Origin of the sequence: uncultured Roseivirga sp., assembly GCF_963973945.1 — a bacterium.
Lineage (GTDB): Bacteria > Bacteroidota > Bacteroidia > Cytophagales > Cyclobacteriaceae > Roseivirga.
In genome coordinates this window covers 24,366-37,443 of record NZ_CAXBBV010000008.1, presented here as the reverse complement: position 1 = coordinate 37,443, position 13,078 = coordinate 24,366, and the positions used below count along the sequence as shown (strand labels likewise).

Annotated in this window: 12 protein-coding genes; 9 read left to right on the top strand and 3 right to left on the bottom strand. The window is 37.7% G+C overall.

All coding sequences use genetic code 11. From position 1 onward, the window contains the following. Positions 1 to 99 precede the first annotated feature (99 nt). The 3 genes from AAC026_RS13560 (at position 100) to AAC026_RS13550 (ending at position 3,450) form a co-directional block, all read left to right on the top strand. The gene (locus AAC026_RS13560; RefSeq protein WP_339698973.1) at positions 100 to 705 is read left to right on the top strand and encodes an NAD(P)H-dependent oxidoreductase; all 606 of its coding nucleotides are present in this window, start codon (positions 100 to 102) and stop codon (positions 703 to 705) included. Continuing rightward, on the top strand, positions 702 to 2,597 hold the full coding sequence (locus tag AAC026_RS13555; RefSeq protein ID WP_339698970.1) for a monovalent cation:proton antiporter-2 (CPA2) family protein: 1,896 nt from the start codon (positions 702 to 704) through the stop codon (positions 2,595 to 2,597). The genes AAC026_RS13560 and AAC026_RS13555 overlap by 4 nt, the downstream gene beginning before the upstream one ends. Before the next feature lie 292 nt (positions 2,598 to 2,889). Further along, positions 2,890 to 3,450: a hypothetical protein gene (locus AAC026_RS13550; RefSeq protein WP_339698967.1), complete on the top strand. Its 561-nt coding sequence runs from the start codon at positions 2,890 to 2,892 to the stop codon at positions 3,448 to 3,450. An 88-nt stretch (positions 3,451 to 3,538) separates the two neighbouring features. On the opposite strand, the gene mdh is transcribed toward AAC026_RS13550, so the two are convergent. The 3 genes from mdh to tilS all read right to left on the bottom strand — a co-directional run bounded on the left by mdh (position 3,539) and on the right by tilS (position 6,406). Then, a complete protein-coding gene (mdh, locus tag AAC026_RS13545) occupies positions 3,539 to 4,468 on the bottom strand; it encodes a malate dehydrogenase (protein WP_053222033.1) in 930 nt (309 codons plus the stop codon). 69 nt (positions 4,469 to 4,537) lie between these two features. Further along, positions 4,538 to 5,086, bottom strand: a complete 549-nt coding sequence (locus tag AAC026_RS13540; protein ID WP_339698965.1) for a cyclic nucleotide-binding domain-containing protein — start codon at positions 5,084 to 5,086, stop codon at positions 4,538 to 4,540. 3 nt (positions 5,087 to 5,089) lie between these two features. Then, positions 5,090 to 6,406 (bottom strand): tRNA lysidine(34) synthetase TilS, encoded by a 1,317-nt coding sequence (gene tilS / locus AAC026_RS13535; protein ID WP_339698963.1) that lies wholly within the window; start codon positions 6,404 to 6,406, stop codon positions 5,090 to 5,092. Between the two features lie 44 nt (positions 6,407 to 6,450). On the opposite strand from tilS, the gene AAC026_RS13530 reads away from it, so the two are divergent. The 6 genes from AAC026_RS13530 (at position 6,451) to recN (ending at position 13,032) form a co-directional block, all read left to right on the top strand. Next, on the top strand, positions 6,451 to 7,980 hold the full coding sequence (locus tag AAC026_RS13530; RefSeq protein WP_339698961.1) for an OstA-like protein: 1,530 nt from the start codon (positions 6,451 to 6,453) through the stop codon (positions 7,978 to 7,980). 107 nt (positions 7,981 to 8,087) lie between these two features. Then, entirely contained in the window at positions 8,088 to 8,918 is an 831-nt protein-coding gene (gene bamD / locus AAC026_RS13525; protein WP_339607150.1) for an outer membrane protein assembly factor BamD, read from the top strand. A 2-nt stretch (positions 8,919 to 8,920) separates the two neighbouring features. After that, a complete protein-coding gene (locus AAC026_RS13520) occupies positions 8,921 to 9,244 on the top strand; it encodes a DNA-directed RNA polymerase subunit omega (protein WP_339607151.1) in 324 nt (107 codons plus the stop codon). Between the two features lie 6 nt (positions 9,245 to 9,250). After that, positions 9,251 to 10,456, top strand: a complete 1,206-nt coding sequence (coaBC, locus tag AAC026_RS13515) for a bifunctional phosphopantothenoylcysteine decarboxylase/phosphopantothenate--cysteine ligase CoaBC (protein WP_339698958.1) — start codon at positions 9,251 to 9,253, stop codon at positions 10,454 to 10,456. Then, the gene (locus AAC026_RS13510) at positions 10,428 to 11,345 is read left to right on the top strand and encodes a DUF4835 family protein (protein WP_339607153.1); all 918 of its coding nucleotides are present in this window, start codon (positions 10,428 to 10,430) and stop codon (positions 11,343 to 11,345) included. The genes coaBC and AAC026_RS13510 overlap by 29 nt, the downstream gene beginning before the upstream one ends. Positions 11,346 to 11,382: 37 nt before the next feature. Then, on the top strand, positions 11,383 to 13,032 hold the full coding sequence (gene recN / locus AAC026_RS13505) for a DNA repair protein RecN (RefSeq protein WP_339698955.1): 1,650 nt from the start codon (positions 11,383 to 11,385) through the stop codon (positions 13,030 to 13,032). Positions 13,033 to 13,078 lie beyond the last annotated feature (46 nt).

Genomic DNA, 13,078 nt, shown 5'->3' with positions numbered 1-13,078 from the left:
ACTTCTATTTTGAATATGATAAGCGATATAATTAAACAGAAATTTGAAGTGGTGGGAACTATCGCCCCGATCCAGTTCTTTCTTATCTAAATTATAAGCATGCAAAGTATTTTAGTCCTTTTCGCACACCCAAAATTCGAACACTCAAAGACCAATAAGGCACTTGTGAGTAAAATACAGAACCGCGAAGGTGTTACTTTTCATGACCTCTATGAGCTATACCCTGATTTCAATATTGATCTACAGCGAGAAAAAGAGCTACTTACAAAGCATGATGTAATTATTTGGCATCACCCCTTTTATTGGTACAACTGTCCCCCGCTTATGAAACAGTGGATAGATGTAGTTTTAGAGTTTAACTGGGCTTATGGCCCTCAAGGAAATGCATTAGAGAACAAGAAATGTCTAAATGTGATTACTACTGGAGGTGCCAGAGAAGTATATTGTACGAGTGGAAACAACCACTATTCGGTAAATGAATTTTTAAGACCTTTTGAGCAAACAGCCCGATTGTGTGGCATGGAGTATTTACCCCCTTTTGCTGTGATGGGAACACATAAAATAACAACTGAGGATTTAGAGCTTCACACACACCAATATGAACGACTTATTGATGCTTTACAACAGGGAAAAACGTTTGATATTACCAAGCATTGCGAATTCTTGAATGACACCCAACTCATCAATCAAACTCCAAAAAAATGAGTGGCAGCATCCTTTTTAACGCAATTGTTCTTTTGGCTGGTGCTGTAATCTGCGTGCCCATTGCCAAAAAATTAGGACTGAGTTCTGTGCTTGGTTATTTACTCGCAGGTATAATTGTTGGCCCATACGTTTTAGGTTTTATTGGGCAAGAAGGCGAGGATATTATGCACTTTGCTGAGTTTGGTGTGGTGATGATGCTCTTTTTGATTGGCCTAGAAATAGAGCCCAAAAACTTCTGGGAGATGCGTAAAACCATCCTAGGAATGGGAGGCGCTCAGGTAATACTCACCATGCTTCTATCCTACTTTATCTTAACTCTTCTTGGGTTAGAATGGCAAGTATCCCTTACTATTTCCATGGCCATAGCTTTGTCATCTACCGCCATAACACTTCAAACCTTAAAAGAAAAAGGACTAATGAACACTACTTATGGTGCTTCTTCTTTTTCCATCTTACTTTTTCAAGACATCATAGTCATTGTTATGTTAGCAGTAATTCCATTGCTAGCAAAAGCCGATGAAACTCCTACAACCCAACAAGTTGTAAGTGAAGATCATAGCTCATTCCTAGATAGTCTGCCTATTGGATTACAAGCTCTCGCTGTTATTGCTTCTGTGGTATTAGTCGTAATCTTAGGTCGGTATGTTATTGTGCCCATGCTAAGATGGGTAGCTAAAACTAGGGTAAGAGAGTTGTTAACAGCTTCCTCTCTGTTAATTGTTGTAACCATTTCCTTTTTAATGGAATTGGTTGGGCTTAGCCCTGCTTTAGGTGCCTTTTTAGCAGGAGTGGTTTTGGCCACAAGTGAGTTTAAACACGAATTAGAAAGCACATTAGATCCTTTCAAAGGCCTATTGCTGGGGCTGTTCTTTATGGCCGTTGGAGCATCTATTAATTTTATTGTCTTAAGTACTTATCCATTAACAATTACGGGGCTTCTTCTAGGTACAATTCTGCTCAAAGGTATTGTTCTCTTTATAGTAGCTTCCATTTTTAAAATTAAGCTTGACCAAAAATTATTACTTACTGTTGGTTTGGCACAAGTGGGAGAATTTGCCTTTGTGTTACTCTCTTTTGCTTTTGATCTAAAGATTCTGAACGCAGAGCAATTGGACATGATGTTGGTAGTAACTGCTTTAAGTATGACCTTAGCTCCTATTTTAGGTATTATAAACGAGCGCCTTGTTCTACCCAATGTAGGTACCAAGCAGGCTGAAAAACGACCAGTCGATCACATTGCTAAAACACACAAAGTTATCCTTGTAGGTTTTGGCCATTTCGGCAGCACCATTGGGCGCTTTCTTAGGGCTTCTGGTGTTGAAGCTACAATTCTAGATCAAGACTCTAATCGGGTTGATTTACTGAGAAAGATGGGTTTTGAAGTTTATTATGGTGATGCTACAAGATTGGACATTTTGGAATCAGCAGGCATTGAAGAGGCCAAAATACTAGTTTGCTCTATTGACAATCCCGACATCGCTGTTCCCTTTGCCAAAGTGTTGATTAAAAAATACCCTCATTTAAAGCTAATGTTTAGGGCTAAGAATCGTAACGATGCCTATGAACTTCTAGACCTCGGTATTCATGATGTATACCGAGAATCTCTCGATACTTCTGTGAAAATGGCTGCAGATGTATTAACAAATATGGGACACAGAAAATATACAGTACATCGTCAATCGCAAAAATTTATTCAGTATGATGAAGAAATGCTCCGAAAACTAACTGAAAGACCGAAAGACACGAAAGAGTATATTTTTAAAGTAAGGGAAGAAATAAAAAAACAAGAAGAGCAATTAGAAGAAGACTTAAAGCGAGGAATTATAGACGATAGCACCCAATGGAATAGCGATGAAATGCGATTGGCTGCCAAGAAAAATGGAGACACCTAAGCCCCCCTTCATATAATAACTACGTTATAACTTACTAACCCTTTTTCTAGTACTGGGAAAAATTGAATCAAACTCATTGCACCAATCAATTATCTCTCAGTGATTTACACCTTAAGCGAATAACTTTTTTACAAAAAATCACTTCACTCTCTTAATTAAGAGATTTATGGTGTGAAGATTGTTTATCTCAGTAAACAATCATTTTTAAAATATCCTATTTATTCATCTAAAATTAATTAAAATAAGGAAATCATTACTTGTACTTTTATCGCTTTCTATGTCCTATTGTTTAATGGCACAAAAGCCTGCTAAACAACAAGAAGCAGGACTGACATTCTATAACATCGATAGTTTCGGCTTAACCTACAGAACCGGAACAGAGCAATCACTTTGGAGATTTAACACATTAATCATATCTGGAAACAACACTGACAATAGCACTAGCACTACCGTAAATAAACACATAAACTCAGGCTTTAATTTTAGAGTTGGAAAAGAATTCAGAAAGGAATTGGCTGATAAATTAGAGCTTCGATATGGTGGAGATATTTCTTTCAACTATAGACAGGTAAAAAGTGAATTTGAAAATAAATCAGTTCCAAATGACTTTAGGTCAAGTAACAGAACAACTTATGAACCTGGGATTAATGTGATTATTGGTTTTAATTATATGCTGAATGAAAATCTTATCCTTGGTGCTGAAATCTTACCTAGCTTTAATTATTTCTCTGGAACATTAACTGAAAAAGACTCTAATACCAACAACGGAATTGAAATGAAGGCAGATACTTCAGGGTATAGTTACGGTTTATCAAATGGATCAGCTTTGCTTTCTATAGCATTTAGATTCTAAGTAGTAATACAAGAACGGCTGCGTTGCCAACAAAAAAATCCCGACTCTTACGAATCGGGATTTTTGTTTTATTTGAAATCGGTATTGGTTACGCTAGGTTATCCAATACGTTCATTACTTCTTTTACGTGGCCTTCTGAAACTTTCAATAGCTCCATCTCTTCAGCGTTCAAATCAAGTTCAATTACTTTTTCGATACCATTTTTACCCAAAATTACAGGCACACCTAAATAGCAATCTTTGATTCCGTACTCACCTTCTAGCTTAACGCAAACGGGGAATACTCTTCTTTGATCTCTTGCAATAGCCTCAACCATTTGAGCAGCTGCCGAACCTGGCGCATACCAAGCTGAAGTACCCATTAGTTTTACCAATTCGCCACCACCAGTTTTAGTTCTTTCGATGATTGCGTCTAGCTCTTCCTTACCGATCAACTCAGTTACAGGAATACCACCAACAGTAGTGTAGCGCGGAAGTGGCACCATAGTGTCACCATGACCACCCATCAATACTGCCTGGATGTCTTTTGGAGAAACATTTAAAGCCTCAGCTAAAAACGCTCTATATCTTGCGGTATCTAAAATACCAGCCATACCCATTACTCTAGTTCTTGGAAATTTAGAAGTAATGTGCGCTTGGTAAGTCATTACGTCCAAAGGATTTGAAACGATAATGATAATTGCGTTAGGAGAATGTTTTACTACATTTTCAGTTACGCTTTTTACAATACCAGCGTTGGTTTGAATTAAATCATCCCTAGTCATACCCGGTTTTCTTGGTAAACCCGAAGTAATAACTACAACATCAGAATCTGCTGTTTTAGCATAATCGTTGGTAGAACCAACTGTTCTTGTGTCATAAAGATTGATAGGAGCTTTTTGCCAAATATCTAATGCTTTTCCTTCTGCAACACCTTCTTTAATGTCCAAAAGCACCACTTCGTTTGCAATTTCTCTGTAGGCCAAAACGTCTGCGCAGGTTGCGCCTACATTTCCGGCACCGACTACTGTAACTTTCATAGGGTATACTGGATTTGATTTAAATAATTTCGATGAACAAAGATAACAAGCGAAACGGCTAAATGAAACTTAGAGGCTACGGTTTCTTTCCGAATTGTGATGATCGGAATAGGCTTGTTTTAGTTCGAAAAATCCGAAGGACTCTTTATAAGCCTTAAACAAGCTTTCAGTATAATGGTTATAGCGTTCCATTAAGCATTCCAAAACTGAGGCTTTAATTTCAGGATAGGACTCAAAAATATCCATGATATTACCCTGTGGTAACACAAAGAGTTCAGCATCCTCACTTATTACAATGGCGCTATATAACCGATGGTTATCTAAAACAAAGGCATTATCGCCAAAACACTCTTTTTTTCCAGCTTGGTCTAACTCTTCAAAAGAACCATTTCGTTCTAGGCTAAGAGAAACCAATCCATGGTTAACAATATATACTGCTTGGCTAGGGTCTTTAGCAAAGAAAACCGCCTCGTCCTTCCTGTATTTTCTGATATACAAATAAGGTACAAAAGCAAAAAGCTGATCATCCGTCAGTTTTCTAAAGGGGCCAACCCCCTTCAAGAAGTTAATTTGTTCCTTTTCGGACTGACTGTAGGTTTTCTTAAATGGGTTATACATTATCTAATTTCGGCTAATGCGTAAAATTTCTTTAGTTAAATCGTTGGTCTTATATCGATCATCAATTCTATAACCAATCACCCAAACAATATTTTCATCAGAAGTTAATACTCTTATCTGGTCTTTTAAGTTTAGAGGAATTTTCTGGTCAATCATAAAGTCGCTCAACTTTTTTTTACCCTTCATACCCAATGGAAAAAAATAATCTCCTTCTTCCCAAGCTCTAATTCTTAAAGGGAAAGTCAGCTTATCAAAGTCTAAAAAAGCATTTGAAGAGTTTCTATCAATCTCACTATTGCTATTCAGCCGTTCTATTCTATAGTTTTGTTCAGAAAGTGTGAATTGCTCCTGCTCTTCCTCAATTAGAAATGGATCAAACTCTTTTGTTTGATGTTCAGAAATAAAAACATACTCACGATCTACCAGAAACTGATGCGAAATACTTGCGAAAACTTTTCCGGAAATTCCTTCTAGTGCGCCCAAAAGCTCCTTGCTTTGCTCATAGTTCAAACCAAAAGGCTTTAATAATTCAGAAAGCTGAAGAGCACCTATGCCACTTTGAACGATTTGATCTTTAGAAAATCGGTAGCCATTCTCAACTTCCTCAATATAAGGCTTTAATGCATTTACCTTTTCCTGAAAAACCCGCTCAACCTCTAAGTTTTTTTCCAAAGTATTTTGAAAGGTTGAATAGAACCCAGCATTCAATTCAGTCAAAGCAGGGATAACTTGATGTCTTAAGTAATTTCTCTTATAGTCATCCGAAGCATTAGAGCTATCCTCTCTCCATTCAATATTCTCTTGCTTCGCGAAGTTTTCGATTTCTGATCTTTCAAAACTTAAAAGTGGACGAACAATGTTTCCAGATTTCGGCAACATACCTCTTAAACCAGAAATTGATGTTCCTCTAGCCAAATTAAGTAACACGGTTTCTAAATTATCTTGGGCGTGATGTGCCACGGCCAATTGATCTAAATTTTGTTCACTTAAAAGTTCGTTGAACCAAGCATAACGTAAATCACGTGCAGCCATTTGGGTAGAAATCCCATGCTCTGACGCATATTCTTTAGTAGCGAAGTGTTTTTCGAAATAGGGTATTTTGAGCTTGTAACAAGTATCTTTCACAAATTGAGCATCTGCATCAGACTCTTCTCCCCTCAAGTTAAAATTGCAATGTGCTACGGAAATATTAAAACCTGCTTGATAACAAAGGTTCAAAAGCACCATGGAATCCATGCCCCCACTCACCGCTAACAGCCATTTATTTCCCTCCGAATTGAGGGCATGTTTTTTGATAAAACTCAAAAACCTATTCAACATGAATCAAAATTAGCATAAATCGATAATTTTGCACTTTCGAAAACATGGTCAGACCCTTATTTTTATTTTTATTTCTAATTACTACCACTTGGGTTTCAGCCCAAAAGAGGGTGCGAGTCGATACTGCTGTATACCTACATTATGGAACCCAGAACGGAGAGCCACTTCAGAGGCTGATTAGCTCAGTAAGATTGGTGCAAGGCAGTACCGTGATTTATTGCGATTCGGCCTACTTATACTCAAGAACGAATAGAGCTATTGCTTACGGCAATGTAAGAATTATCGATACTGTTGATTCACTAGACCTTTCTGGCGACTATATGGAATACACAGGAAGTAATGGCATGGCCAAAATGCGGAAGAATGTGGTTTTGAAAGATGACAGTACTAATCTTTATACCGATTTTCTAGATTACGACCGAAACACACAAACAGGATATTACTACAATGGCGGTAAGCTAGTGGATAGTACCAATGTGCTTAAAAGCGCGCGTGGTTATTACTACTCAAAAACGAAATCAGCGTTGTTCCTAGATTCCGTTAACCTCACCAACCCAGATTTTGTGCTAGACACAGATTCCCTAGAATATACCACCGTAGAAAAAGTAGCCATTACCAAAGGACGAACTTTAGCAGTTTCTGTAGATGGAGATTCGCTTTCTACCAATGTTGGCTTTCTTTATAAATCTCAAGAAAAGTATAGCGAAGTTTACTTTGGTTGGATCAAAACTGAGGATTATCGCATTTACGGAGACAAACTCATTGCCGATGACAGCATAAAATATTACCAAGGCGACATGAACGTAAAAATGGAGTCGTTCTCAGATTCTCTCACCGCTTTTGGAGATCATGTACGGTACAATAAAATCGAAAATACGGCAATCGTCTATGACAATGCTTATATACGCAAAATCATGAAAGGCGACAGCCTATTTATTAAAGGCGATACGCTTAAATCGGTTCAGAACGAAGAAATTGGAAAGAAATATCTCAGCGCATTTCATAATGTTCAGTTGTATAAATCGGATTTTCAGGGCGCAGCCGATTCGCTTTCCTATAATATGATGGACTCCACGATTTACATGTATCAGTCTCCGTTAATTTGGAATGCAGATAGTCAAATTTCAGCCGACTCCATCAAAATACAGTTGGCCAATAATCGAATCTCAAAAATGTTTCTGAACCAAAGCTCATTTGTTATCTCACAAGATTCTGCCGCAAACTTTAATCAAGTGAAGGGTAGAAATATGGTGGTAGACTTTGATGAAGGCTTAATTAGTAAAACTGATGTATTTGGAAATGGAGAAAGTATCTATTTTGCTTTTGATAAAAATGGAGCAGTAACCATGAACAAATTAAGCTGTAGCAACATGGCGCTTTACTTTGAACAGAACGTTGTAACGGAGTTAAGAACCTATCGTGAAGTAGATGGAAGGCTAATTCCTGGCCCTCAAATCGTTCAACCCGACCGGAGACTCAAAGGATTTAAATGGCTCTTAGATCAAAAACCCACGCTAGAAGGCATCACTGGAAACCCGAAGCAGATGGAAATAGAGAAAATTAAGCAGCGTTAAAAAAGGTTAATCGCTTAATACAAGCCAAAAAACTCGTTTTATTTGCTACAGTAAGAGAGTTCAATAAGATTGGAATTATCGGACTTAACTAATAACTTTGCAGGCTTATGAAAAAAACGGTATTTCTAACCCTTTTCGCAGTAATCATTTCACTATCAAGTTGCGCCAACAGTTTGTCCAAGCTTGAAAAAAGTGATGACTACGAAGAACTATACAAAGGGGCCATTGCTTTTTACGAACAAGGTAAATATGGCAAGGCGCAAATACTTTTTGAAAAGATATCTCCTTATTACCGAGGAAATATTGAAGCAGAAAAAGTTCAGTTCTATTGGGCTTATAGCTTATACTACCAAAGACTTTATCAACTAGCTTCATTTCGATTCAAAAGTTTCTACCAAACTTACGGAAGAAGCCAATATGCTGAAGAATCGGAATACATGGCGGCATATTCTCTCTACAAGGATGCACCAGATGCAAACTTAGATCAAACTAGTTCTGAAGAGGCCGTTGTAGCTATGCAAACTTTCCTTAACAGATGGCCAGCTTCAAAGTATTATGATGATGCCAACAAGATTATTGATGAGTTGCAAGTAAGATTTGAAACCAAAGCATATTTAAAAGCTAAGCTTTACCACAAGCTTACTACTGGATTATCATATAAAAACTATTTAGAAGCCGCTATCGTTACAATCGAGGCATTTAAACATGATTATCCCGACTCAAAATACAATGAAGAACTACTTTACTTGGCTGTTGAAACAGAATTTAAACTAGCCGATAATAGTATTCAGTCAAAGAAAAAAGAAAGGCTTAACAAAACTATAGCTTTCTATAAAGAGTTTTCAGAGAGATACCCTGAAAGCCAATACATGAGCAAAGTAACAGATTGGTACGACCGATCGATTAAAGAATTAAAAGAACTTAATAAAACGCAATAATTATGGCAGCTAGCCCATCAATCATTACTAGAGACACAGACAAAATCGCTGAGCCAACTGGTAACCTTTACGAATCAATCGCAGTGATCTCTAAAAGAGCAAAGCAAATTGCGAGTGATATGAAAGAAGAACTAAACGGAAAACTTTCAGAATTTGCCTCTACTGTAGATAATCTTGAAGAGATTTTTGAAAACAGAGAGCAAATCGAAATTTCTAAGTTCTACGAGAGAATGCCGAAGCCAACAGCAATGGCTATGGAAGAATTCGCAAATGGAGAGATCTATTGGAGAATGAAAGAAGCTGAAGCAGCTAACGAAGCAAAATAATCCCCTATGTTACTAAAGGGTAAGAAAATTATTCTGGGAGTAACCGGAAGTATAGCAGCTTACAAGGCTGCTATTTTCGTTAGGTTACTGGTGAAAGAAGAAGCTGAAGTAAAGGTTATAATGACCAATTCAGCTTGTGATTTCATAACACCTCTAACATTATCTACCCTTTCAAAAAACCCTGTTTTAATTGATTTCAAAAAAGACAAAACAGGTGAATGGAACAATCACGTTGATTTAGGGCTTTGGGCAGATGCCATTATAATGGCTCCAGCCAGTGCCAATACTATTGGCAAAATGGCTAATGGACTTTGTGACAACCTGCTTTTAGCTACTTACCTTTCTGCTAGATGCCCAGTCTTTTTTGCCCCAGCAATGGACTTAGATATGTATCAGCATCCTTCGGTTTTAGCAAATATTCAAAAGCTTATTGGCTTTGGAAATCATTTAATTGAAGCTGAACACGGAGAGTTAGCCAGCGGCCTTATTGGTCAAGGGCGAATGGCCGAGACGGAAAATCTCGTGGCTTATCTTTCAGACTTCTTTGCGAGCAAATCAGCCCTTAAGGGTAAAAAAGTAATGATTACAGCAGGCCCAACTTACGAGGCTATTGATCCTGTTCGCTTTATTGGTAATCATTCTACTGGTAAAATGGGCTTCGCCCTTGCAGAAGCTGCAGCAAATCAAGGAGCAGAAGTTACTTTAATATCAGGGCCAACACATCTTTCCATTGAACACTCAAACATTAAACTTATTCGGGTTAAATCGGGGAATGAAATGTATGAAGCATGCTCTAAAGCAAACCAATTCTCCGACATCAACATTATGGCGGCTGCAGTGGCAGATTATACCCCAAAAACCGTAGCCAATCAAAAAATAAAGAAGAAAGGTGATGCAATGACTATTGAATTGGTAAAAACCACCGATATAGCCAAATCGCTTGGTGCTATTAAAAAGAGTAACCAGTTAAATGTTGGTTTTGCATTAGAAACTGAAGCAGAACTAGAACATGCCCAGCAAAAAATAAAAAGTAAGAATTTCGACCTCATCGTACTTAACTCCCTCAACGATAAAGGTGCAGGTTTTGGTCACGACACGAATAAAATTACGATCATTGACAATCAAAATAATATTCAGCATTTTGAGTTAAAGTCAAAAAGAGAAGTTGCCAAAGACATCATCAATGCCATTGTTCAAAAATTGGAAGTTTAGTTTCTTAGGCCTATTCTTGGCCACGCTCCCACTCCAAATGGTCGCTCAAGAGCTAGACTTTACAGTGAGTGTCAACGCTTCGAATGTACAAACCACCGAAAGGGCAATTTTTTCAGAAATGGAAACGGCTATGCAGCGTTTTTTTAACGACCGCGTTTGGACAAGTGACAACTTTCAGCCCAACGAAAAAATAAAAGGCAATTTAATTCTCAACATTCAAGATCAGCCCTCTATTGGTCAATTCAAGGCCAATGCCCAAATTCAAATCATTAGACCAGTTTATGGTGCTTCATATGAAACGCTACTTTTAAATTTTGCCGATCGCGATTGGGAGTTTCAGTTTAGTCAAGGGCAAAACATGGATTTTAGTGAAAACAGATACCTTAATAATATCACCTCACTTTTAGGCTTCTACGCTTACATTGCAATTGGTTTAGATTACGATTCCTTTAGTCCTTTAGGAGGAACACCATATTTTAGGTCTGCTTTAAACGTAGTGAATAATGCCCAAAACAACGGAGGTGCTGGTTGGGGGCAATTTCAGAGCCGAAGAAATCGCTATTGGTTGGTTGAAAATTTAGCCATTAATACACAGTATGAAGCTGTGAGAAAAGGCCTTTATGATTATCATATCAATGGTTTAGACAAGTTCAAAGACGATCCCAAAGCTTGCAGAGAAACCATTACACAAGTCATTAAGAACATTCAAGCTGTTAATGAGATACTCCCCAACGCAATATTGATTACCGCCTTTTTAGACACTAAAAACGAAGAGATCACTAGTATTTTTTCAGAAGGTCTAATGAATACCCGAAAAGAGGTATATAATGAGTTGCTAAAACTTGATCCCACACGCAGAAGTAAATACCAGAAAATCGTTCAAAACTAGTATTGTCACAACACCATGTAATTGATACATTTGTGATATGCTTCAACGCCTGAGTATAGAAAATTACGCCCTTATTCAACAACTGGAAATCAACCCCGATGCCCAGCTGAATATTATCACAGGTGAAACTGGCGCTGGAAAATCTATTATTTTAGGAGCGCTCGGTTTGCTACTAGGTAATCGGGCAGATACGAAATCGTTATTGGACCAAGATAAAAAGTGCGTAATTGAAGGCACTTTTGATATCTCTGCCTACCAGCTCAAATTACTTTTTGAAGAACATGACATGGATTACGATTCAGAATGTGTCATTAGGAGAGAAATTAGCACCAGTGGTAAATCAAGAGCATTTGTAAACGATGGATTAACCAACCTTGACTTTTTAAAGTTATTGGGAAGAAAGTTAATGGACATCCATTCTCAGCATGACAACCTGCTTTTGAGCGCGAATAGCTATCAATTGGGTCTAATAGATGCTTTCGCCCAAAACAATAGTTTGTTACAAAAGTATAGTGAAGCCTTTTCTGACTATCGCGAAAAGCATGAAATACTGGAGCAGCTTAGAACAGAGTCGGCAGAATTAAGAAAAGAAGCTGATTATCATCAATTTCTATTTGATGAATTAGATAAAGCTCAACTGCAAGCAGACGAGCAAGAAGTGCTAGAAGCTGAACTAAATAAGCTTGAAAACGCTGAAGAAATTAAGCTTAAATTGAATGAAGCATTAAGTGCTCTAGACCAGTCGGAGTTTAATGCCAACCAAATGCTACAAGGAGCAAAAGCAGCTTTGGGACAAATCAACAAATTCTCAAAGGAGTATGACGCACTTTTTGAGCGACTAAACAGTAGTTGGATTGAGTTAAAAGATATTATTGCTGAACTAGAAAGCGAAGAAGAGCAAGTAGAATACGAGCCTCGAAGAGCGGAAGAAGTACAAGAAAGACTAAGTCTGATTTATAAACTACAGCAAAAGCATCAAGTGCCAGATATTGATTCCCTCCTTTCTATTTATGAAGAGTTGGGAGATAAAGTACTTAGGGTTGGAAACCTAGATGACGCGATTGAAGCTGCTGAAAAAGAAGCGAATCAAGCCTTTGAATTAGTAAAGTCTTCTGGAGATACTTTAAGTCAATCCAGAACAACAGTATTTACCAGCTTTGAAAAGCAAATTGGCGAGTTGCTCGATGACCTTGGAATGCCACATGCTAAATTAGCTATTCAGCATGAGAAACAGTCGCCTTCTGAATCTGGAGTAGATAAAATCAATTTATTGTTTTCTGCTAATAAAGGAATTGCTCCACAACCTTTAAAGCAAGTAGCTTCTGGTGGTGAATTTTCAAGGTTAATGTTTGCTGTAAAGTACATTCTGGCAGATAAAACTGCTCTACCAACAATTGTATTTGATGAAATTGACTCGGGTATTTCAGGTGAAATATCTATTCAAATGGCTGAAATGATGAATAAGATGGCCCAAAACCATCAAGTAATTACCATTACGCATTTGCCACAAATTGCTGCTCGCGGAAAGTCGCATTACTATGTTTACAAAGACAATGCACAAGATGTAACAGCAAGTAACATTAGAAAGCTAAATCATGACGAACGCTTGACTGAATTGGCACAAATGATTGGTGGTAAGCAATTTTCTGAAAGTTCTTTAGAAAGCGCTAAAGAGCTAATGAAATAACCCCTCTTCAAAACAAAAAAGTCGATTTGGAAACCAAACCGACTTT